This window comes from Pseudonocardia yuanmonensis (assembly GCF_039542425.1).
GTDB classification, from domain to species: domain Bacteria; phylum Actinomycetota; class Actinomycetes; order Mycobacteriales; family Pseudonocardiaceae; genus Pseudonocardia; species Pseudonocardia yuanmonensis.
This window is the reverse complement of sequence record NZ_BAABIC010000011.1, coordinates 68485-90882: the sequence shown is the minus strand read 5'-3', so window position 1 is coordinate 90882 and position 22398 is coordinate 68485. Positions and strand designations below refer to the sequence as shown.

Sequence of the window (22398 nt, the reverse complement as noted above, 5' to 3'; positions counted from 1 at the left end):
CGGGCCGGCTCAGACGAGGTCGCTGCGGCTGAGCACCCCGACGAGCCGGCGGCCCTCGGTCACCGGCAGGACCCGGAAGCCCCGGTCGACGACCAGCTGCCGGGCCTCGGCGAGCGGCGTGTCCGGCCGGACCACGGTGGGGGAGCGGGTCATCGCGGCGCCGACGGTCCGCGGCGGCCCGCCGCGGCTGCCGTCGAGCGGATCGCGCAGCAGGTCGGCCTCGCTCACCACGCCGACCAGCGAGCCGTCCTTCTCGACCACGGGCAGCAGGCTGAACCGCCGGGTCAGGAGCAGCTCGACGGCCCGCGAACACGGCGTGGTGGGTGCGACGACGACGAGGTCGGTGTCGGTCATCGCCTCCCCGACCCTGCGGGCGCCCGGCCGTCGTGGCCGCGGCGGGCGCGGCGGGACGGGATCGGGCAGCACGGTCCGGCCGAACAGCCGGGTCAGCACGCCCGGCTTCGCCCGCGGCCCGCGGAGCAGGTCGCTGCGGGTGACCACCCCGACCAGCAGCCCGCGCTCCACGATCGGCATCACCCGCAGCTCGCCGTAGGTCCGCAACCGGTGGGCGACGACGGCCACGCTGGTCACGGGCGACATCGTCAGCACGTCCGTGGTCATGATCGAGCCCACCGTGGCGCCCGGGTCCGTGCCCTCCTCCCGGTGCCGCAGCACGTCGACCAGGCTGACGATCCCGACCAGCCGGTCGACGCCGCGGACCACCGGGAGCGCACTGAACCCGGCCCGGAGCATCCGTTGCGCCGCCACGTCCACCGGGTCCTCGGCCTGCACGGTGACGAGCCGCCGGGTCATGACGTCGCGTGCGCGGACGGGCATTCGCCCGACACTAGTGGCGCGGCGGCCCCGGGGCCCCGGGGTTCACGGCGTGGGAAGGCCGACGAGCTCGCTCTGGTGGGCCGCGTACAGCGCCAGCATCGCCTCGCGGTCGGGCGGCTCGTGGGCCATGAGCTCGTTGGCCTGCTCGACGAGCCGGATCGCCTCCGCCGTGGTGATCACCAGCAGCCGGGCCGGCTCGGGTGCGGGGTTGCCGAAGCCGTGCACCGCCCCGCGGCCGACGAAGGCGCACGACCCGGCCGGGCACTCCGTCGTGGTGCCGTCGACGGTGATGGCGATCGTCCCCTCGAGGACGTAGAAGGCCTCGTCGTAGACGCGGTGGATGTGCGGCGGCGGGCCGTCGGCGTGCGGCGGCAGCGCGGACTCGAACACGGCGAAGTCCTCGCTCTGGCCGAACTCGACCTTGGCCGTCATGACGGGGCCGAAACGGCGGCCCGCGCCGGGGGGAAGCAGGGTGCTCGACATGTCCTCCACCTGCCCGGAGTAGCTGGTGACCGTCCCGGAGACGGTACCGGCGAAAGGCCCGTTCCCGGCTACGCAGGTCTGCGTACCGGCGGACCGTTGACGCCGGGCGTGGCCCGCAGGACCCTGGCCCTCCCGCTCGGCGGGTCGGCGGGTCCTGTCGCGGCCCGCCCGCAGACCCCGGTGAGCGGGGGCGTCCGCGGGCCGCGCCGATCCGGGAGTTCCGCCATGACCGTCACCGACGTCGAGGCCCTGCGCCAGGGCGTGGAGAAGATCGCCCCCGTGCTGCGGGAGAACGCGCCGCTCGGTGACCGGGAGTGCCGGCTGCCGGACGCGTCGGTGAACGCCATGCGGGAGGTCGGGCTCCACCGCATGTGGATCCCGCGGTCGCTGGGCGGGCTGGAGATCGACCCGGTGAGCGCCTTCGACCTGATCGAGGAGATCGCCACGATCGACGCGGCCGCCGCGTGGAACCTGTACATGTCCGTGACCCCGAGCCTCTTCGCCATGTGGCTGCCCGAGGAGGGCGCCCGCGAGATGCTCGTCGACGCCGACGTCCGCCTGGCCGGGTCGCTGTTCCCTCCGCTCACGGCCGTACCCGTCGACGGCGGCTACCGCGTGACCGGACGGGCCCCGTTCGTCAGCGGGTGCCACGCCGCCACCTGGCTCGGCTTCGCCGCGACGATCACGGACGACGGCGTGCCCCGCACGACGGACGAGGGCGAACCGGTCGAGGTGCTCGTGTTCCTCCCGCGGGCCGACGGGCGGATCGTCGACAACTGGGACGTCCTGGGCATGCGCGGGACCGGGAGCCACGACGTCGCGCTCGACGACGTCCTCGTGCCGGAGCGGCGCGCGGCGCTGCTCGCCCCCTTCGGCGAGGCCCCACCCGGCCCGGCGTTCCAGGGACCGCTGTACCGAATGGTGTTCTGGCAGTCCACCGGCGTCCAGGCGGCCGTCGCGCTGGGTATCGCCCGCGCCGCCGTCGCGGAGCTGGTGGAGCTGGCCGCGGTGAAGACCCCGGCCTTCACCGGGACCTCTCTACGGGAGCACCCCCAGACACAGATCGCGATCGGCCGGGCGGAGGCAGCCCGGTGCGCGGCGCGCGCCTTCCTGCGCGAGGTGCTCGCCGAGGGCTACGCGGACTGCGAGGCGGGTCGCCCCTTCGCCCTCGAGCACCGCCGGGCCGTCCAGGCGGCGTCCACCCACGGCGTCGAGGCCGCCGCGACCGCCGTGCGGCTGGTACACGAGGTCGCGGGCACCTCCGCCATCCGCAACTCCCGCCCCTTCGCGGCTCACTTCCGGGACGTCCACACCATCACGCAGCACGCCTTCGTCTCCGCGAACCGCCATCGGTCCGTCGGCCAGCTGATGCTGGGGCTCCCGCCGGAGTGGCCCCTGTTCGCCTTCTGACGCCTGCCCGCGCCTCACGGGTCCACGAGCAGACCCCACTGCGAGGCCAGCCGCGCGGCCTCGACCCGGTTGCGGCAGCCGGTCTTGGCGAGGATGTGCTCGACGTGGGTGGCGACGGTGCGGCTGCCGATGCCGTGGGCGGCGGCGATCTCCGTGTTGCTCAGGCCCCGGGCGATCCCGTCGAGGACGTGCAGTTCGCGCGCGGTGAGCCCGCCCGGCGGAGGCACCTCGCGGTGGAGGAGGACCACCCCGGACGGGGTGGCGGACAGCTCGACGGCGACCACGGCGTCCTGCCGGACGAGGTGCAGGACGGCGACCGGGGGCGGGCTCCCCGCGCGCACCCGCTCCACCACCTCGGCCAACGGCGACGGCGGGGTGACGAGGTCCGGGCGCGGGGCCGGCGAGAGCGGGGTGATCCCACCGTGCACATCGACGACGAAGCCGTCGACCTCCCCGGCGACGAGCTGCCCGGTGGGGTACCGGGGCGCGGGGACCGGGTCCAGCGCGGCGGCGAACTCGGGCCCGAGCAGGTCCAGCAGGGCGACGGTGTCGTCGTCGGGCTGCCGGCCGTCGAGCGTGCTCGCGTTGAGCATGCCGACGTAACGGCCGTCGGCGGCGAACAGGCACTGCGTGACGCCGTCCCGGAAACCCAGCGGCGTGATGATCCGGTCGAAGATCTCGCCCCGGCGGCGACGCGGGGCGAGGTCCCGGACCCGGACCGGTACCCGCGCGGACCGGACGGAGACGAACAGCGGATCGGCGTGCATGCGCCCGTCCAGCATGTCGGTCACCGCGGCCGGGTACGACGAGGCCAGGGTGCGGTGCCGGCGTGCCGCCGGGTCCCACGAGGACAGCGCCACGCAGTCCGCGGGCAGGACGGGCCGCAACCCCTCGAGGGCGGCGGCCGCGGCGCCCGGTGTGCGGCTGCCGTGCCGGCGGAGGAAGGACCGCAGCTCACGGGCAGCGGTGAGGGCGGTCACACGGCGCACGCTACCGCCGCGGGGCGGCCGGGGACCAGCGACGACGCAGGGGCGGATCCGTCAACCGACCGATGTGCGCCGCCGGGGCGGCCCCTACCGTCCGGCCTCCCGACCCACGGAGGACGCCATGAAGCCCGACGAGTACGCCGATCTCGACGCGACCGCGCTCGCCGCCCTGATCCGCGCCGGGGAGGTCACCGCCGAGGAGGTGCACGCCGCCGCCGCGGACGCCCTCGACGCCGTGCAGCCCGCGCTGAACGGGCTGGTCGGCGAGCGTTTCGCGACGCCGCTCGACCACGACGCGACCGGGCCGTTCGCGGGCGTCCCGTTCGCGATCAAGGACCTCATCGTGCACGCCGCGGGCGTGCCGCAGCGGGCCGGGACCCGGCTCCTCGGCGAGGGCGTCCCGATGCCCGCCGACACGTACCTCATGGCGCGCTTCCGGCGGGCCGGTCTCGCCACGCTCGGTCTCACCGCCACACCCGAGCTGGGCTTCAACGCCAGCACCGAGCCCGTGGCGACAGGTCCGGTGCGCAACCCGTGGGACCTCGGCCGCAGTCCCGGCGGGTCCAGCGGCGGCTCGGCGGCCCTGGTCGCCGCCCGGGCCCTCCCGATGGCCCACGCGAACGACGGCGGCGGGTCCATCCGCATCCCGGCGGCGGCGTGCGGGCTGGTGGGGCTGAAGCCGAGCCGCGGGCGGACCTCGCCGGGCCCGGACTACGCCGACCCGCTGCTCGGGCTGGGCATCGAGTTCGCGGTGACCCGGACGGTGCGGGACTGCGCCGGCCTGCTCGACGCGGTGCACGGGCACGAGCCGGGCGACCGCTACCTGCTGCCGGACCCGGTCCGGCCCTACGCCGAGGAGGTCCGCGACGGCAGCCGGCCGCTGCGGATCGCCCTGCACACCACACCGTTCTCCGGCGGCGGCGCCGTCGACCCGCGGTGCGTGGCGGCGACGGAGGCCGTCGGCCGCACGCTCGAGGGGCTGGGCCACACCGTCGAGCCCGCCGCACCCGAGCTCGACGCGGCGGCGTTCGACGACGCCAACCTGGTCGCCTGGACGAGCTTCCTGGCGGACGGGGTGGACTCCCTGGCCGCGGCGCTCGGGGTCGAGCCAGGACCGGGGTACCTCGAGGCCACCACCCTCGCCTGCGTCGAGTACGGACGGACCCTGCGGGCGTCGGACCTCTACGCCGCGGACCGGGTGTTCAACGCGACCACGCGGGCGGTCGCGCGCTTCCACCAGCAGTACGACCTGGTCCTCACGCCGACCATGAACGTGCCCAGCACGCCCCTCGGCCACCTCGACGCCGACGACGGCTCGCTCGACGCCCGGGGCTGGTACGACCGCATCTTCGCGACGGCCGGTTTCACCGCCCTGTCCAACGTCACCGGGAACCCGGCGATCTCCCTCCCGCTCGGCCGCACGGAGGAGGAATGGCCGATCGGGGTGCAGCTCACCGGCCCCTACGCCGGCGAGGGAACGCTCCTCGCCGTCGCCGGCGACCTGGAGCGGGCCCTGCCGTGGGCCGGGCACCGTCCCGCGACCGTGGTCGGCTGACGGGGCCCTCCGCTGTCGGCGGGTGGGACGTCAGGGCTGTTCTCCGGACCTCCGACAGCCCTCACGTCCCACCCGCCGGTCGCGCCGGATCGCCGCTCCCGGGAGGTCCCCTAGCCTGGACGGTGTGGTGAGCGGCGGGGCGGGATGAGGGGCGCGTGGAGCGGTGACCGTCCGTTCATAGCGGTGGTCACCGGCGCGGCGAGCGGGATCGGCCGGGCGCTCGCCGAGCAGCTGCACGGACGCGGCGCCGAGCTGGTCCTCGCGGACCTCGACCCGGCGGTGGAAGGGGTGGCGGCCCGGCTCGGCGGCACCGCGGTGAGCGCGGACGTGTCCGATCCGGAGGCGATGGAGCAGCTCGCCGAGCGCTCGCCCCGGGCCCGGTTCGTCTGCCTCAACGCCGGGATCGTCGGGCCGTCCGTCGGCGCGCCCTGGGAGGTGCCGGCCGCCGAGTGGGACCGCGTCTTCGCGGTGAACGTGGCGGGCGTGGCCAACGGCCTGCGGGCCTTCGTCCCGCGACTGCTGGCCGCGGGCGAGCCGGCGCACGTGCTCGTCACCGCGTCCCTCGCCGGGATGGCGGTGTTCCCCGGCGGCGGGGCGTACGGCCCGTCGAAGCACGCGGTCACGGCGCTGGTCACGCACGCGGCGATGGCGCTCGAGGGCACGCCCGCAAGGATCGGCATGATCTGCCCGGCGCTGGTCGCGACCGGGATGTCGCCGCTCGGTGCCGACCCCGCGGACGTCGCCCGAGAGGCCCTCCGCGCGGTCGACGACGGCGTGTTCGCCGTGGTCCCACCGGAGTGGCGGGCCGCCGTGGTGGACCAGGTCGCGGGCGTGGCCCGCGGCGCGCCCCCGGCCCCTCCTGCACCGGCCGGCTGACGCCGTCCCGCGAAGGCGGGCGCGGCGGTCAGCCGGGATCGTGCTCCTCGCCGACCCGGATCTCGTCGCCGGCGACCGCGACCGGGAGCCGCCGGAGCGGCTCCTCGGCCGGCCCGCCGACGACCGCGCCGTCCGCGATGCGGAAACGGCTCCCGTGGCAGAAGCAGTTGATCGTCCCGGCCGCGACGGCCCGCACCGTGCAGCCGCGGTGCGGGCAGATCGCCGAGAACGCGACGAAGGTGCCCTCGACCGGCTGGGTCACGACCACACCGCGCTCCACCAGGACGGTCCCGCCGCCGACGGGAACCCGGTCCGTGGTCGTGACCAGCTCGGACATGGCGGGGCTCAGCGGTAGACGAGGCTGCCGTCGTCGAGGTCGGCCTTCGGCAGGACCTCCTGTTCCTCCTCGTGCTCCAGCATGTGCGTCCACGGCTCGCGGTCGCCCTGCTTGAACAGGACGTGCTGGGAGCGCATGACGTAGCCGCTGTTGAAGTTCTCCGGGTCCGACCACGGCCTGATCGCCATGTCCGCGTCCTCGGGCCGCAGGGTCGGGACGACCACGGTGGCGCCCCGGTCCTGCATGCGCTCGAGGAGCCTGCAGACGAGGTCGGCGACCAGGTCCACGCGCAGCGTCCAGCTGTGCCGGAAGTAGCCGAACATGTACGCCATGTTCGGCACGCCGCTGATCATCACGCCGCGCCAGGTCAGCCGCTCCGGGAAGTCGACCTGCTCGCCGTCGACGGTGAAGGCGACGTCGCCGAAGGCCGACAGGTTGAAGCCGGTGGCCGTGACCACGATGTCGGCCTCGATCTCCTCGCCCGAGCTCACCCGGATGCCGGTCTCGGTGAACTCCTCGATCGTGTCGGTGACGATCGAGGCCTTCCCCTCGCGCAGGGCCGCGAAGAAGTCGCCGTCCGGCACGATCGCGATGCGCTGCTGCCAGGGGCGGTACCGCGGGGTGAAGTGCTTCTCGACGTCGAAGCCCTCCGGCAGCAGCGGGCGGATGGACTCCATCAGGAAGGCGTGCACCTCGTCGGGTGCCTCGAGCGAGGTCCGGGCCAGCCAGTGGTACTGCTGCATGTACTGGCGGCGGAGGATCTCGTGCGTCCACTCCTCCGGGATGTCCAGCTCGCGCAGCTGCACGGCGAGCTCGTGGACCACCGGCGGCGCGAAGTAGTAGGACGGCGAGCGCTGCAGCATCGTCACGTGCGCCGCCTTCTGCGCGATCGCGGGGATCAGCGTCGAGGCGGTGGAGCCCGACCCGATGACGACGACGCGCTTGCCCTCGTAGTCGAGGTCCTCGGGCCAGTCCTGCGGGTGGATGACCGGGCCGCGGAAGCGCTCCATGCCCTCCCACCGCGGCCGGTAGGGCTCGGCGTGGTTGTAGTACCCCTGGCACATCCACAGGAAGCCCGTGGTGAAGCGCAGCCGCTCGCCGGTGTCGCCGCGGTCGACCTCGACGGTCCACCGGCCCTCGTCCGAGGACCAGCTCGCCGCGGTCACCCGGTGCCGGTAGCGGATGTGCGGCTCCAGCCCGTCCTCCTCGATCACCTCGTCGAGGTAGGCGAGGATCTCCTTGCCCTCGGCGATCGACGGGCCGCGCCACGGCTTGAACCGGTAGCCGTAGGTGAACAGGTCGCTGTCCGAGCGCACGCCGGGATACCGGTGGGTCCACCACGTCCCGCCGCGGGTCTCCTGCCCGTCGAGGAGGACGAAGGTCCGGTCGGGGAACTGCTCCCGGAGGTGGTGGGCGGCCCCGATGCCGGAGACGCCGGCGCCGACGATCAGGACGTCGACGTGGCCGGCGTCCCGGACCTCCTGGGTGGTGGACTCGGTAGCGGGGGCAGTCGTCATGGGTCGCCCTTCGGAGCCGGGGTATGTGATCCACCTCATACTAGTCCGGTTCCCGGCCGAAATCGGCCCGGCGCACGGCGGCCGGAACGGCGGCCGGACGGCTGTTGTCACCGGCCGCGCGGGGGTGCACCCTCCCTGGACCACACCGACGGGAGGCCCGCCGTGGGTGACCCCTGGGGATTCGTCAAGACCGCACGCCGGCCGACCCCGCGACGGCCGGTGGAGCTGCGGCTGCGCGACTGGCGCGAGGTGTACGAGCCGCTGCCGGAGCCCGCGCTGCAGGACCAGGCCGGCCGATGCATGGACTGCGGGGTCCCCTTCTGCCACGCGGGCTGCCCGCTGGGCAACCTCATCCCGGAGTGGAACGACCTGGTCCGCCGGGGCCGCTGGCGCGAGGCGAGCGAGCGGCTGCACGCCACGAACAACTTCCCCGAGTTCACCGGCGTGCTCTGCCCCGCCCCGTGCGAGGCGTCGTGCGTGCTGACGATCAACGCCGATCCGGTGGCGATCAAGCAGGTGGAGCTGCAGATCGTCGACCACGCCTGGGAGCAGGGGTGGGTGCGGCCGCTCCCGCCGGCGCGCCGGACCGGGCGGACCGTCGTCGTCGTCGGATCGGGGCCGGCCGGGCTGTCCGCCGCCCAGCAGCTCACCCGCGCGGGGCACGACGTCGTGGTGTGCGAGCGCGCCGACCGGATCGGCGGCCTGCTCCGCTACGGCATCCCCGCGTTCAAGATGGAGAAGCGCCGGCTCGACCGGCGGCTGGCGCAGATGCTCGCCGAGGGCACCGCCTTCCGGGCCGGGGTGGAGGTGGGCGTCGACGTCAGCGTCGAGCAGCTGCGGGCGGAGTCCGACGCCGTCGTGCTGGCCTGCGGCGCCACCGCCGCGCGCGAGCTGCCCGTCCCCGGCCGCGACCTGGCCGGGGTGCACCTCGCGATGGACTACCTGACCTGGGCGGACCGGGTACAGGAGGGCGACCTCGCCGAGTCGCCGATCACTGCCGAGGGCAAGGACGTCGTCATCATCGGCGGGGGCGACACCGGCACGGACTGCCTGGGCACCGTGCACCGCCAGGCCGCCCGGTCGGTGGCGCACGTCGACATCCGGCCCCGCCCACCGCTGCGGCGCACCGCCGCCATGCCGTGGCCGACCTACCCGGCGGTGCTGCGCACCTCGCCCGCGCACGAGGAGGGCGGGGTGCGGCTGTTCTCCGTGGACACCGTCGAGTTCCACGGGGACGCCGACGGCGGGCTGCGGGCGGTCACGCTCGTGGAGGGCTTCCGGGACGAGACCAAGCGTTTCCACCCCGCCGGGGAGACGACACAGGTCCCCGCCCAGCTCGCGCTGATCGCCCTCGGCTTCACCGGTGCCGAGCGGGGCGCGCTCCTCGCGCAACTCGACGTCGGGCTCGACCCGTGCGGCACCGTCGCCCGGGACGAGGACTTCATGTCCTCCGAGGACGGCGTGTTCGTGGCAGGGGACATGGGCCGCGGCCAGTCGCTGATCGTGTGGGCCATCGCCGAGGGCCGGGCCGCGGCCGCCGCGGTCGACGCCTACCTGACCGGACGGGACGTGCTGCCGCGGCCGATCCGGCCCCTCGACCGGCCTATCGCCTGACCGGGCGCCGGCGGGACCACAGGAACGCCCCGATCGCGACGACGGCGAGCCCGGCGCCGACGGCGACGGCCGCGGCCAGGTTCCGGCCGGCGCAGTCGTTCACCGGGTCGTCGCGGGTGAGCGCGCAGATCATGCGCTCGCCGCGGTCCGTCCCGTAGCGGACGACCAGCTCCGAGCGGAGGTCCTGCCACTGCCGGCGGGTCTCGGTGACGGCGCCGGACACCGCCCTGGCGAAGTTGTCCCCGACCATCCCGCGCGCGGTCGTCGGTGCGGTCGCCGCGCCCGTCGTGGGGTCGATCTGCCCGCGGTCCTTGTTGAGCCCGGCGTGGGTGACGCGGAGCTCGCAGGGCCCGACCCCGGGGACCTCGTCCCGCGGCGCCCAGCACCCGGTGCTGAGCGCCGCCGGCGGATCGGGCGCCGCACTCCCGCGCAGGTCGAGCAGGGGGCTTGGCGCAGGAAGGCCGAGCCCGGGCGGGTTCTCGTCCCCGACGGGCCGGGCCGGGTCGGCCTCGTCGGCCCAGTTGCTGTGCGCGTAGAAGTCCTGCACGCCGTGCAGGGCCCGCCCGAAGGCCTCGAGGGTGGCGCACTTGGCGCGGTCCTCGCGCTGCTCCCGGGACCGGCACTCCGGGTGCAGGCCGACCTCCGTGGGGAGCACCTCGCCGTCCGGCCCGAGCAGGCCCCGCGCCCTGTCCACGGCCTCGCCGAACCGCATCCGCAGGTGGTTGAGACAGTCGACGAGCGCGGCGGTGGCCTGGTCGCGGGTGCGCGGGTAGGCGCCGGCGACGTAGTCCGCGTCGTCGCAGTGCGCGGCCGGGTCGGACAGCTCGTCGCTGTCCGGCGCCCCGACGGCCCCGAACTCGTGACCGTGCCCGGCCAGGTAGTCGACGGTTCCCGGCTGGAAGCAGTCCGGCCCGGAGGCGCCGGAGCCGGCGGCGCAGCTCAGGGCGGCACGGGTCAGGCGCTCGTGCTCGCGGCTCTGGCCCCCGGCGTCGATCGTCCCGAACGCGGCGGCGGGGCCGGGCGCAGCGACGAGGCCCACCAGGACGAGCAGGCCGAGCAGCACCCCGACGCGTCGCACCACCCAGCCTCCCCCGGGACCGGCCGCCGATCGGATCGTGTCGGGTCGCCGGCTGCCCCGGCCTCATCCCGGCGGGGTGACCGCGCTGCCCGGCCCGTCGTTCGTCGTGCGCCGGCGCCCGGCCACCCGGGCGAGCACCCCCGGCACACCCCGCTGGATCCGGCCGGGGCGCACGCGACCGGTGCCCGGGCGCAGACTGTCGCCCATGCCCGACAGCCCGACGGCGAGCGGTCCCTCCGCGCAGCCCTCCCGCGCGAACCGGCGCCGGTGGCGCCGGATGCTCGCCGACGAGCGCGAGGAGGCCAAGGTCTACCGCGACCTGGCCAGCCGGCGCAGCGGCGACGAGCGGGAGATCCTCCTCGGCCTGGCGGACGCGGAGGAGCGGCACGTCGCGCACTGGGCACGCCTGCTGGGCGACGACGCCGCCGCGGCCGGACGGGGCTCCCTGCGGATGCGGGTGCTCGCGTGGCTCGGGCGACGGTTCGGCTCGGTGTTCGTGCTGGCGCTCGCGCAGCGGGCAGAGACCCGCTCGACCTACCGGTGGGACGCCGACGCCACCCCGGCGATGGCGGCCGACGAGCGAATCCACGAGGAGGTCGTCCGCGGCCTGGCGGTGCGCGGCCGGGCCCGCGTCTCGGGCACCTTCCGCGCCGCGGTCTTCGGCGCCAACGACGGCCTGGTCAGCAACCTCTCGCTCGTGCTCGGCGTGATCGGCGGCGGGGCGAGCCGGGTGACCGTCCTGCTGACCGGCCTCGCGGGGCTGCTCGCGGGGGCGTTGTCGATGGGGGCGGGGGAGTTCGTGTCGGTGCGGTCGCAGCGCGAGCTGCTGGCGGCGTCGGCCCCGGACGTCAGCGACGCCTCGCGGGTCCTGCCGCAGCTCGACGTCGACGCCAACGAGCTCGCCCTCGTCTACCGGGCCCGCGGCCTGGGCGCCGAGGAGGCCCGCACCCGGGCCGAGGAGGTGCTGCGCAGCAGCGACCCCGCCCTGGCCGTGGCCGCGACGAACCCGGCTCCGGAGGGGCACGACGTGGTCGGCAGCAGCCTCGGCGCCGCCACGTCGAGCTTCCTGTTCTTCGCCTCCGGCGCCCTGATCCCGATCCTCCCGTTCCTCGCGGGTCTGTCGGGGGGCCTCGCCGTGGCGGTGTCGGGGGTGCTCGTCGGGATCGCACTGATGCTCACCGGGGCCGTCGTGGGGGTGCTCTCGGGCGGCCCGCCGCTGCGGCGCGCCCTGCGGCAGCTCGCGATCGGCGGCGGCGCGGCCCTGGTCACCTACGGTCTCGGCGTGCTTTTCGGCGCCACCCTCGGCTGATCCCGCCGGCAGTTTCGAGAAAGCTCGAAAGCTCGAGGCGGGCCCTTTCCCGAGGTTCTGTCGGAATGTCTGGTTCATCACGAAAGCCCCAGCTCAGACGTCGGCAAAAATTCGCGGTGGGCCGCGATGTCGGGTATTTGGTCCCAAGCCGGAAGGCTCTCCACGGGACACCCTCGGGCGGCCGAGACGAGTCGTCGGACGTGTGCGTACGGCGCAGCGGCGTCGGTGCTGGGTGGGGGGCTCATGTCGATCGTCAGGCCGCGGGACGGCGGTCCCGAGGTGTCACGTGCCACCGTCGGCCGGCGGCCGGACGTCCCGTTGTCGGAGCTCGTGGTCGTCGACCGGCACGAGGCGCAGGGCTGGCGGGTCCGCCGCCACGAGCGGCTCGACGCCGTCGTCGAGGAGCGGTGCGACTGGCTGCAGGAGTACGGCCGGGCGAGCCAGCTCGCCGTCGACGGCGGGCGGGTCTCGCTGACCTACGACCAGCTGGACGCGCGGGCCAACCGGCTCGCCCGCTACCTGCGCCTGCGCGGATTAGGGGCCGGGGACCGGGTCGCACTGCTCCTCGACGACCGGGTCGACGCCTACGTCGGGATGCTCGCCGTGGTCAAGATCGGCGCGACGGGCGTGCCGCTCGACGCCGACGCCCCGGGGGACCGACTCGCCCCCGTCGTCGCCGACTCCTCGGCGCGGGTCGTTCTCACCCGGTCCCACCTGCGGGTCCGGGTGCTCGCCGGCCCGGCCGAGGTGGTGTCGCTCGACGACGTCGCGGCCCTGGTGGCGGAGATGAGCACGGCGCGGCTGCAGCCGGCCGAGCGCGGTGCGCCCGCCGACCGTCCCGCGTACCTCGTGTACGCCCCCGGCGCCTCCGGGAGCCCGGAGGCGGTGGCGATCGACCACCGCGCGCTGTGCAACGCCGTGCGGATCGCCTCGGAGACGTTCGGCGTCCGCGGGCACCGGCTCCACCAGGGCCGGCCCCTCTGGACCGGCGCCGGGATCGAGGAGACGTGGATGGCCTGGGCCGCGGGCGCGACCCTGGTGCCCGCTCCCGGCGGGCCGCCGCTGCAGGGCCGGGCCCTGCACGCCGAGCTCACCGAACGCCGCGTCACGGCGTGGTGCACCACCCCCGCGGTGCTCTCGACGGTCGACCCGGACCTCCCGGCGCTGCGGCTCCTGCTGGTCTCGGGCGAGCCCTGTCCGCAGAGCCTGGTCGCGAGATGGCACCGTCCCGGCCGGCGGCTGCTCACCGCCTACGTTCCGGCCGGGGCGACGGTTCCGGCCGCCTGGGCCGAGCCGGACCCGGACCGGCCGACGATGATCGGCGTGCCGCTGCCCACCTACGCCACGGTCGTGCTGGACCCGGACCGGCCCGTGGCCCTGCCGCGGGGCGAGACCGGCGAGGTGGGCCTCGCCGGTCTCGGCCTGGCCTGCGGCTACCGCGACCCGGACGGCCACGCGTTCGTCGAGGACTTCCTCGGCATCCCCGGCAACCCGTCCGGGCGGCTCTACCGGACCGGTGACCTGGGACGGGTCGACGACGCCGGCGAGATCGAGTACCGCGGCCGGCTCGCGCTGCAGGTGGAGGTGGACGGGGAGCCCGTCGACCTCACCGCGGTCGAGGCGGAGATGCTGGCCGTTCCCGGCGTGGCCGCCGCGGTCTCCGCGGTGCGTCCGGTTCCGCCCGGCCCCACCCGGCTGATCGGCTACTACACGTGCCGCGAGGACGCACCCGCGGTCGACGAGCACGTGATCCGGTCCCGGCTGCGCGAGCGGGTGGTGGCCGGCCACGTGCCGTCGGTCCTCGTGCGTCTCGGATCCGTGCCGCTGACCCGCGAGGGCCACGTCGACCGGGACCAGCTGCCGCTGCCCGAGTCCGCGGCGACCCAGGCGGCGACCCGGGCGGCGACCCGGGCGGCGACCCGGGCGGCGCCCGCGGAGGCCGGACCGGAGCAGCAGCCGGGCCCGGCTGCGGGGGACGCGGACCTGGCCGCGGCGCTCGCGGGGGTGCTGGCCGAGGTGCTGGGCGTCGAGCAGGTGCCGACCGACCGCAACGTGTTCGACGACCTCGGCGCGGACTCGATGGTGATGACCCGGTTCTGCGCCCGCCTGCGCAAGCGGGCGGACCTGCCGTCGATCTCCATCAAGGAGGTCTACGCCCACCCGACGGTCGACGGGCTCGCGACGGCGTTCGCGCCGGCGGTGCCGGCTCCGGCCGCGGGATCCGGGGACGAGGTCGTCCAGGGATTGGCGCAGGTCCTGGCCGAGGTGCTGGGCGTCGACCGGGTGCCCGCCGACAGCGACGTGTTCGACGACCTGGGTGCGGACTCGATGGTGATGACCCGGTTCTGCGCGCGGTTGCGCAAGCGGGAGGACCTGCCGTCGATCTCGATCCGGGACGTCTACGCCGCCCCGACCGTCGCCGGCATGGCCGCCGCCGCGGGTGTCGTGTCGTCCGGCGCCGCCCCGCAGCCCGCGTCTCCCGCGCCGGCGGTCCCGGTGCGGCACAGCACGTCCGGCTACGTGCTCACCGGTGTCCTGCAGCTGGCGACCTTCCTGCTCTATGTCACCGGAGCGGGTTACGTGATGGACCGGGCCTACGTCTGGATCTCGACGAGCGCCGGGGTGCTCGAGATCTACGTCCGGGCGGCGACGGCCGGCGCGGTCGCGTTCCTGGTGTCGGCCCTCCTGCCGATCGTGGCGAAGTGGGTGCTGATCGGGCGGTGGAAGGAGACGGAGTTCCCGGTCTGGAGCCTGCGCTACTACCGGTTCTGGCTGGTGAAGACCCTGATCCGGGGCAACCCGCTCGCGCTCCTCATGGTGGGGTCCCCGCTCTTCACCCTCTACCTGCGCGCGTTGGGCGCGACGGTCGGGCGGGACGTCGTGATCCTCACCCGGCACGTCCCGGTCTGCACCGACCTGCTCAGCATCGGTGCCGGGACGGTCGTGCGGAAGGACGCCTACCTGCTCGGCTACCGCGCCCACGCCGGGTGGATCCAGCAGGGGCGGGTCACGCTGGGCCGGGACGTCGTCGTCGGCGAGAAGTCCGTGCTGGACATCGGCACCGCGATGGGCGACGGCGCGCAGCTGGGCCACGCCTCCTCCCTGCACCGCGGGCAGGCCGTGCCGGCGGGGGAGCGGTGGCACGGGTCGCCGCCGGTCCCGACGACGACCGACTTCCGGGCGGTGCCTCCCCTCCCCGTGCGGCCCCTGCGCAAGGCCACCTACGTGACGAGCCAGCTGCTCAAGCTGTTCGGGTTCTACCTGCCGCTCGGGTTCGGCGGCCTGTTCCTCCTGCTCACCGAGGTGCCGAGCCTGCAGGCGCTGCTCGAGCCCGGCGCCGCCGGCCACACCACCGCGGGGTTCTACCTCGACGCGCTGCTCGGCTCGGTCGCGATCGTCTTCGGCGGCCTGCTCGTCGGGCTGGCGGTGGTGTTCACCGTGCCGCGGCTGCTGGCCCTGGGGGTCCGGCCGGATCGCGTGTATCCGCTGCACGGCGTCCGGTACTCGCTGCACCGCACGAGCGCCCGGCTGACCAACATCAAGCTCTTCGTCACCCTGCTGGGTGACAGCTCCTACATCGTCGGCTACCTCTCCGTGCTCGGCTGGGACCTCGGCAAGGTCGAGCAGACCGGCTCGAACTTCGGCTCCCTGGTCGCCCAGGAGACGCCGTTCCTCGCCTCGGTGGGCACCGGAACGGTCATCGCGGACGGCCTGTCGGTGAACAACGCGGACTTCTCCAGCACCTCTTTCCGCACCTCGCGGGTCTCGATCGGCGCCCGGAACTTCCTCGGCAACCACATCGCCTACCCCGTCGGCGGCCGCAGCGGCGACGACTGCCTCCTCGCCACCAAGGTGGCCGTGCCGATCGACGGCCCGGTCCGCGAGGGCGTCGGCCTGCTGGGCTCGCCGGCGTTCGAGATCCCGCGGACGGTCGCGCGGGACCGGGGCTTCGAGATCACCCCCGACGAACGGCGGCGGCTGCTCCGTCGGAAGAACGTCCACAATGCGATCACCATCGCGCTCGCCCTGCTGGTGCGGTGGGGGCACGTGTTCGGACTGCTGCTGCTCGCCATGGTGGCCGTGGACCACTACGCCGATCTGGGCCCGGCCGCCTTCGCGGCCGAGGTCGCCGCCAGCGTGCTGTTCTCGCTGCTCTGGTTTGTGTTGTGCGAGCGGCTGGTGCTCGGCTTCCGGCGCCTGCGCCCCAAGTCCTGCTCGATCTACGACGTGCGGTTCTGGCGGCACGAGCGGTTCTGGAAGCTCACCATCCCGCCGATCGAGCGGCTCCTCGGCGGCACCCCGTACAAGAACTTGGTCGCTCGGGCGCTCGGGGTGCGCCTCGGCCGGCGGGTGTTCGACGACGGCGCGGGCATCACCGAGCGCACCATGACCACGATCGGCGACGACTGCTCGCTCAACGTCGGTGCCATGATCCAGTGCCACTCGCAGGAGGACGGCGCCTTCAAGTCCGACCGCTCCGCACTGGGTGCGGGCGTGACCCTCGGCGTCGGGGCCCTCGTCCACTACGGCGTGACGGTCGGCGACGCCGTGGAGATCGAGCCCGACTCGTTCGTCATGAAGGGCGAGGAGGTCCCGGCGGGCGCGCACTGGGGCGGGAACCCCGCCCAGGAGATGGGCGAGCGTGTGCCCGCGCCGGCGCCCGCCGTCGGGCACGGGGCCGGTCGCGACCGCGTCACGGCGTCGAGCGGCCGCCGATGAGTCCGTGCCCCCGCGCGGGCCTGCCCCGCGAGGAGGGCACACGGACGTCGATCTGTTCGCCGGTGTCGCGGTCGGCGATCTCGCCGGGCCGTGACCTGGTTCGACCGGCTGCTCGCCCCCGTCGACGCCCCGTAGCTCCCGGGCGGGCGGGGGTCAGCCGGCCGGTGAGGTGCGCTCCGGCTCGGTCCGGCTCAGGCGCTGCCGGAACACGTGGTAGGTCCAGCCCTGGTAGACGAGGACGACGGGCAGGAGCACCGCGAGCACCACGGTCATGACCCGGAGCGCGTAGGGCGACGCGGCCGTCGAGGCGATGGTGAGGTCGGCCGCCGGCCCGAGGGTCGACACCAGCACCCGCGGGTACAGCTCGGAGAACAGGGACACGACGAGCCCGGCCGCGGTGGCGGCGGTGGCCACGAAGGCCGCACCCTCCTGGCGCAGGTGCACGAGCACCGCGGCCGCGATCGCGACGAGCACCGTGCCCAGCTCGACCACCGACAGCAGCACGCCCTCGGTGTCCACCCGGGTGGAGACGACCCAGGCGAGGACGACCACCGCTGTCAGCGGGCCGAGCACGGTCGCGAGGCGCAGCGCGCGCCGGTGCACCGCGCCCGTCGTGCGCAGGGCGAGGAACACGGCGCCGTGGAGCAGGCAGACCGCGGTGACCGTGACCCCGGTCAGCAGGGCGTAGGGGCGGAACAGGTCGCCGAACCCTCCGACGAACTCCTCGTCGGCGCCGATCGGGACGCCGCCCAGGTACCCGCCGAGCACGATGCCCAGGCCGAGCGGGGCGACCAGGCTCCCGACCGTCAGGGCCACACTCCACGCCTGCCTGCTCCGCTCGCTGCGCGCGTGGTCGCGGAACTCGAAGGACACGCCGCGCAGGATCAGCGCCACCACCACCAGGAGGTACAGCGGGTAGAACGCCGACAACGCCGTGGCGTACCAGGCCGGGAAGGCCGCGAAGGTGCCGGCCACCGCGACGATCAGCCACACCTCGTTGCCGTCCCAGAACGGCCCGATCGTCCGGATGGCCAGGTCGCGGTCGGCCTCGTCGCGGCCGACCGCGCGGTGCAGCATGCCGACGCCGAAGTCGAAGCCCTCGAGGACCAGGAACCCGGTCCAGACCACGACGATCACGACGAACCAGAACCCGGCGAGCGTCATCGGACCTCCTGTTCCCTGTGGGCGGTCGGGGTCAGTAGCTGGGCGTGCGAACCGGCGACGGCTCCACCTCGGCCGGGGCCTCCTCGACCTCGAGCCCGCGGCGGGCGTAGCGCGCCATGAGCAGCCAGTCGACGATCGCGAGCACGCCGTAGAGCACGAGGTAGACGACCAGGCTGCCGACGATCGCGGCGGTGCCGACGGACGGCGACACGGCGTCGCGCGTGAGCTGCAGCCCCTGCACGATCCACGGCTGCCTGCCGTTCTCGGTGAGCAGCCAGCCCGCGGTGTTGATCACGAAGGGCAGTGGGAGGCTCCACAGCGCGACCCGCAGGAACCACGGCGAGGACTCCAGCCGTTTCCACCGCCACAGGCCCCACAGCGAGATCAGCAGCACGAGACTGCCGAGGTAGGCCATCACCCGCATCGACCAGTACTGGACGAAGACGTTCGGCACGTAGTCCCCGGGCCCGTACTGCTGCTCGTACTGCGCCTGCAGCTCGTTGAGGCCGACCACCTGACCGTCCCACGAGTTGGTGGCCAGGATCGACAGCAGGTGCGGCACCGCGATGATCTTCGTCGGGGTCTGGTCGTCCTTGCCCCCGCCGATCTGGAACAGCGAGAACGAGCACGGCTGGCAGGTCTCCCACTGGGCCTCGGCCGCCGCGATCTTCATCGGCTGGTACTCGCCCTCGGTGACCCCGAGCTCGCTGCCCACCAGCAGGTTGACCATCGTGGCCGGCGCGAGCACCACCAGGGCGAGGCGGGCCGAGCGGCGGAAGTCCGACCTCGGGTCCCGCCGCAGGTGCCAGGCCGACACGGCGAGCACGACGACGGCCGCGGTGACCAGCGAGGCGAGCAGCACGTGCAGGTAGCTGCGCAGGAACACCGGGTTGGTGAGGACGGCCCCGATGTCGGTCAGCTGCGCCCGGCCCGTCGCCGGGTCGATCGCGTAGCCGACCGGGTTCTGCATCCACGAGTTCGCGGCCATGATGAAGGCGGCCGAGAGCACCCCGCCCAGCGCCACCATCCAGATCGTCGCCAGGTGCACGCGCGGGCTCAGGCGCTTCCAGCCGAAGATCCACAGTCCGAGGAAGACCGACTCGAGGAAGAAGGCGGCCAGGCCCTCCATCGCGAGCGGGGCCCCGAACACGTCGCCCACGAACCGCGAGTAGCCCGACCAGTTCATCCCGAACTGGAACTCCTGGACGAGGCCGGTCACGACGCCCACCGCGACGTTGATGACCAGCAGCGCGCCGAAGAACCTGGTCAGCCTCAGGTACTCCGGCTGCCCGGTGCGGTGCCAGCGCGTCTGCAGGAACGCGGTGATCAGCGCCAGCCCGATCGTGAGCGGCACGAACAGGAAGTGGTAGATGGACGTGCTGGCGAACTGCAGCCGGGCCAGGTCGACGGTGGACACCTCAGTGCCCCGTCGTGCGCAGCTCGGTGTCCGGTCGGGTGCCCCGGTCGTCGGCCTCGGTCATCGCCGCCTCCTGCCGGTCCGCTCGCGGAGCCCCACCGTCGTGCCGCCCCGGAGCGCCCGCCTCACCCGACGCGGAGGAGAGACGGCCGTGCGGTGCACCGCGCAACGGGTCACCTGGGCCGGGTGATGCCCGGCGCACGCGGGTCGCGGACGGTCGGGGCCGGTGCCACCCGGTCGGGTCGTCGACAGGAGCGAGTCATGACAGCGGAGACCACAGCCGCCGAGGGCGTGGACGCACTGGTGATCTTCGGTGCCACCGGGGACCTGGCCAAGCTGGAGACCTTCCCCGCCCTCGTCGGGCTGGTCGACCGGGGCGTGCTCACCGTCCCGGTGATCGGCGTGGCGAAGAGCGGCTGGAACCTGGACCGGTTCCGGGAGTACGCGGTGCAGTCCCTGCGCCTCAACGGGATGGACCCGGACTCGGCGCCCGCACGGGCGATGCTCGGCCTGCTGCGCTACGTCGACGGCGACCTCGCCGACAGCGCCACCTACGAGGCGATGTCGCGGGAGATGGGCCCGGACTGCCGGCGGGCGCTCTACTACCTCGAGGTGCCGCCGGTGCTGTTCGCCCGCATCGCCGAGGGCATCTCGGGGGCGGGGCGGGCCGACGGCGCCCGTGTGATGGTGGAGAAGCCCTTCGGCACGGACCTGACCAGCGCGATCGCGCTCAACGAGACGATGCACCGGTACTTCCCGGAGGACGCGATCTACCGGGTGGACCACTGGCTCGGCCTCGACCCGCTCAACGACGTCCTCGTCGCCCGGTTCGCCAACTCGATGATCGAGCCGCTGCTGAACCGCGACCACGTGGAGAGCATCCAGATCACCATGGCCGAGGCCTTCGACGTGGCCGACCGCGGGCGCTTCTACGACCGCACCGGCGCGATCCGGGACGTCGTGCAGAACCACATGCTGCAGGTGCTCGCCACGGTCATCGCGGACCCGCCGGACGGCTCCGGGCCCGACTCCTGGCTCGACGCCAAGGCGCGGCTGATCTCCGCGATCCGCCCGCTCACCCCGGTCGACGCCGTCCGCGGCCAGTACGACGGCTACCGGGACGTCCCGGGCGTCGACCCGCTGTCCACGGTGGAGAGCTACGTCGCCGTACGCCTCGCCGTGCAGACCTGGCGCTGGGCCGGGGTGCCGGTCCTCATCCGCGCCGGCAAGACCATGCCCGTCACCGCCACCGAGGTGAGCATCCGGTTCCGCGGCGTGCCGCTGGACCTCTTCGGCGTCGACGCCGGCCACCTGCCCAACGCCCTGCGGTTCCGCATCTGGCCCGACACCCGCATCAGCCTCAGCCTCGCCGGCAAGAAACCGGGTGTGGGCCGCGAGGTGCAGCTGCAGGACCTGGTGTTCGCCGAGGGCGCCGGCTCGGACATGCGTCCCTACGACCGGCTCATCGGCGCCGCGCTCACCGGCATGCGGGTGCTCTTCGCCCGGCAGGACACCGTGGAGGCCGCCTGGCGGGTGGTCGACCCGGTGCTCGGCGACGCAGTGCCCGTGCACGGCTACCAGCGCGGCACCTGGGGGCCGAAGGAGGCCGACGCCCTGCTGCCGGACGGCGACACCTGGCACGACCCGGTCGTCTGACCCGACTTCCGGGCACCGACGCACGCCGGAGGAGACGCGATGTCCGCACCCTCGCCCGGGGACGCCGCCGCAGCCGTCCCGCTGCCGTCCGCCGCGCCCGCCGCCCACCGCGTCGTGATCGTGGGCGGTGGGTTCGCGGGGCTGTTCGCCGCCCGCGCGCTGCGCCGCGCCGACGTGGCCGTGACCCTGGTCGACCGGTCGCAGCACCACCTGTTCCAGCCGCTGCTCTACCAGGTCGCCACCGGGATCCTCTCCGAGGGACAGATCGCCGCGCCGCTGCGGGAGGTGCTCAAGCGGCACCGCAACGTCGACTGCGTGCTCGCCGACGTCGTCGACGTGGACCCGGCGGCCCGGCTCGTGGTGGCGCTGCGGCCCGGCGGCGAGCGCCTCGAGCTGCCCTACGACGACCTGGTCGTCGCCGCGGGTGTGCGGCAGTCCTACTTCGGGCACGACGAGTTCGCCCGGTGGGCGCCCGGGATGAAGACCCTCGCGGACGCCCTGGCCATCCGGCGGCGGGTGTTCGGCGCCTTCGAGCTGGCCGACACCGCCACCGACCCGGAGGAGCGCCGCCGCCGGCTCACGTTCGCCGTGGTGGGCGCCGGGCCGACCGGCGTCGAGCTCGCCGGCCAGATCCGCGAGCTCGCCACGCACACCCTGCGCCGCGAGTTCCACCGCATCCGCCCCGAGGACGCCCGGGTCCTGCTGTTCGACGGCGGCCCGGCGCCGCTGGCCTCCTTCGGCCCGGCGTTGTCCGCCCGCGCGGCCCGGTCCCTGCAGGAGCTGGGCGTGGAGCTGCACACGAGGTCGATCGTCACCGAGGTCGACGGGGACGGGCTGCAGGTGCGCGACCACGCCGGGAACACCGGCCGGGTCGAGGCGGGCACCGTGCTCTGGGCGGCCGGGGTCGAGGCGCCGCCGGTCGCCGCGGCCCTCGCCGCCGCCACCGGGGCGCAGCACGACCACGCCGGGCGCATCCGCGTCGAGCCGGACCTGACGATCCCCGGCCACCCGGAGATCTCGGTCGTGGGGGACCTGATGAGCCGCGACCTCCCGGGCGTCGCCGAGGTGGCCATGCAGGCGGGCCTGTACGCGGGGCGCCGCATCCGGCGCCGCCTCGCCGGGCGACCGGTCCGGCCGTTCCGCTACCACGACCTCGGCTCGGCGGCGTACCTGTCGCGGGGCGACGCGGTGGTCTCGGCCGGGCCGCTGAAGCTCACGGGGCTGCCCGCGTGGCTGATCTGGCTGCTCATCCACATCGCCTTCCTGACCGGGTACCGCAACCGGGCCGGAGCCGTGCTGACCTGGGCGGTCGCCTTCGCCCGCGACGCGCGCCGCGAACGCGCCTTCACCACCCACCAGATCGACACCCGGCGCGACGTCTACGACCCGCCCGCGCCGGAACGGCCCCGGGAGTCGCCCACGGCTGCGGGTCCCTGACCG

At 74.5% G+C, this 22398-nt stretch carries 17 protein-coding genes; 8 read left to right on the top strand and 9 right to left on the bottom strand.

Features of this window, described 5'->3' with window-relative positions; all coding sequences use genetic code 11:
• Window positions 1-9 precede the first annotated feature (9 nt).
• Together ABD990_RS17485 and ABD990_RS17480 are read right to left on the bottom strand one after the other, a co-directional pair.
• A complete protein-coding gene (locus ABD990_RS17485; RefSeq protein WP_345381618.1) occupies window positions 10-837 on the bottom strand; it encodes a CBS domain-containing protein in 828 nt (275 codons plus the stop codon).
• 42 nt (window positions 838-879) lie between these two features.
• Window positions 880-1320 carry a cupin domain-containing protein gene (locus ABD990_RS17480; RefSeq protein WP_345381617.1) on the bottom strand — a complete coding sequence of 147 codons (441 nt, stop codon included), beginning with the start codon at window positions 1318-1320 and terminating at the stop codon, window positions 880-882.
• Between the two features lie 225 nt (window positions 1321-1545).
• Between ABD990_RS17480 and ABD990_RS17475 the strand changes: the two genes are divergently transcribed.
• The gene (locus ABD990_RS17475; RefSeq protein ID WP_345381616.1) at window positions 1546-2730 is read left to right on the top strand and encodes an acyl-CoA dehydrogenase family protein; all 1185 of its coding nucleotides are present in this window, start codon (window positions 1546-1548) and stop codon (window positions 2728-2730) included.
• 14 nt (window positions 2731-2744) lie between these two features.
• Here the strand turns inward: ABD990_RS17475 and ABD990_RS17470 are convergent, their stop codons facing one another.
• Complete coding sequence (locus tag ABD990_RS17470) at window positions 2745-3710, bottom strand: response regulator transcription factor (RefSeq protein ID WP_345381615.1); 966 nt, start codon at window positions 3708-3710, stop codon at window positions 2745-2747.
• 127 nt (window positions 3711-3837) lie between these two features.
• Between ABD990_RS17470 and ABD990_RS17465 the strand changes: the two genes are divergently transcribed.
• Window positions 3838-5271 (top strand): amidase, encoded by a 1434-nt coding sequence (locus ABD990_RS17465; protein WP_345381613.1) that lies wholly within the window; start codon window positions 3838-3840, stop codon window positions 5269-5271.
• 183 nt (window positions 5272-5454) lie between these two features.
• Window positions 5455-6147, top strand: coding sequence for an SDR family NAD(P)-dependent oxidoreductase (locus ABD990_RS17460; RefSeq protein WP_345381612.1), 693 nt, complete (start codon window positions 5455-5457; stop codon window positions 6145-6147).
• Between the two features lie 28 nt (window positions 6148-6175).
• Here the strand turns inward: ABD990_RS17460 and ABD990_RS17455 are convergent, their stop codons facing one another.
• Both ABD990_RS17455 and ABD990_RS17450 read right to left on the bottom strand, forming a co-directional pair.
• Window positions 6176-6484, bottom strand: a complete 309-nt coding sequence (locus tag ABD990_RS17455; RefSeq protein ID WP_345381611.1) for a Rieske (2Fe-2S) protein — start codon at window positions 6482-6484, stop codon at window positions 6176-6178.
• 8 nt (window positions 6485-6492) lie between these two features.
• Entirely contained in the window at window positions 6493-8001 is a 1509-nt protein-coding gene (locus ABD990_RS17450) for a flavin-containing monooxygenase (protein ID WP_345381610.1), read from the bottom strand.
• Window positions 8002-8163: 162 nt separating this feature from the next.
• Between ABD990_RS17450 and ABD990_RS17445 the strand changes: the two genes are divergently transcribed.
• Window positions 8164-9615, top strand: a complete 1452-nt coding sequence (locus ABD990_RS17445; RefSeq protein ID WP_345381609.1) for a glutamate synthase subunit beta — start codon at window positions 8164-8166, stop codon at window positions 9613-9615.
• On the opposite strand, the gene ABD990_RS17440 is transcribed toward ABD990_RS17445, so the two are convergent.
• Both ABD990_RS17440 and ABD990_RS17435 read right to left on the bottom strand, forming a co-directional pair.
• Window positions 9605-10696 (bottom strand): hypothetical protein, encoded by a 1092-nt coding sequence (locus tag ABD990_RS17440; protein ID WP_345381608.1) that lies wholly within the window; start codon window positions 10694-10696, stop codon window positions 9605-9607. The two genes, ABD990_RS17445 and ABD990_RS17440, sit on opposite strands and share 11 nt — an antisense overlap.
• A 60-nt stretch (window positions 10697-10756) precedes the next feature.
• Window positions 10757-10900 carry a hypothetical protein gene (locus tag ABD990_RS17435; protein WP_345381607.1) on the bottom strand — a complete coding sequence of 48 codons (144 nt, stop codon included), beginning with the start codon at window positions 10898-10900 and terminating at the stop codon, window positions 10757-10759.
• Here ABD990_RS17435 and ABD990_RS17430 point away from each other — a divergent pair.
• The gene (locus ABD990_RS17430) at window positions 10899-12002 is read left to right on the top strand and encodes a VIT1/CCC1 transporter family protein (RefSeq protein ID WP_345381606.1); all 1104 of its coding nucleotides are present in this window, start codon (window positions 10899-10901) and stop codon (window positions 12000-12002) included. The genes ABD990_RS17435 and ABD990_RS17430 overlap by 2 nt on opposite strands.
• Before the next feature lie 243 nt (window positions 12003-12245).
• Window positions 12246-16721 carry a Pls/PosA family non-ribosomal peptide synthetase gene (locus tag ABD990_RS17425; RefSeq protein WP_345381605.1) on the top strand — a complete coding sequence of 1492 codons (4476 nt, stop codon included), beginning with the start codon at window positions 12246-12248 and terminating at the stop codon, window positions 16719-16721.
• A gap of 153 nt (window positions 16722-16874) precedes the next feature.
• Here the strand turns inward: ABD990_RS17425 and cydB are convergent, their stop codons facing one another.
• Both cydB and ABD990_RS17415 read right to left on the bottom strand, forming a co-directional pair.
• A complete protein-coding gene (gene cydB / locus ABD990_RS17420) occupies window positions 16875-17885 on the bottom strand; it encodes a cytochrome d ubiquinol oxidase subunit II (protein ID WP_345381604.1) in 1011 nt (336 codons plus the stop codon).
• 31 nt (window positions 17886-17916) lie between these two features.
• A complete protein-coding gene (locus tag ABD990_RS17415; RefSeq protein WP_345381603.1) occupies window positions 17917-19302 on the bottom strand; it encodes a cytochrome ubiquinol oxidase subunit I in 1386 nt (461 codons plus the stop codon).
• 261 nt (window positions 19303-19563) lie between these two features.
• Between ABD990_RS17415 and zwf the strand changes: the two genes are divergently transcribed.
• Window positions 19564-20958 carry a glucose-6-phosphate dehydrogenase gene (gene zwf / locus ABD990_RS17410; RefSeq protein ID WP_345381602.1) on the top strand — a complete coding sequence of 465 codons (1395 nt, stop codon included), beginning with the start codon at window positions 19564-19566 and terminating at the stop codon, window positions 20956-20958.
• Window positions 20959-20997: 39 nt separating this feature from the next.
• Complete coding sequence (locus ABD990_RS17405) at window positions 20998-22395, top strand: NAD(P)/FAD-dependent oxidoreductase (protein WP_345381601.1); 1398 nt, start codon at window positions 20998-21000, stop codon at window positions 22393-22395.
• The last annotated feature ends 3 nt before the right edge of the window (window positions 22396-22398 follow it).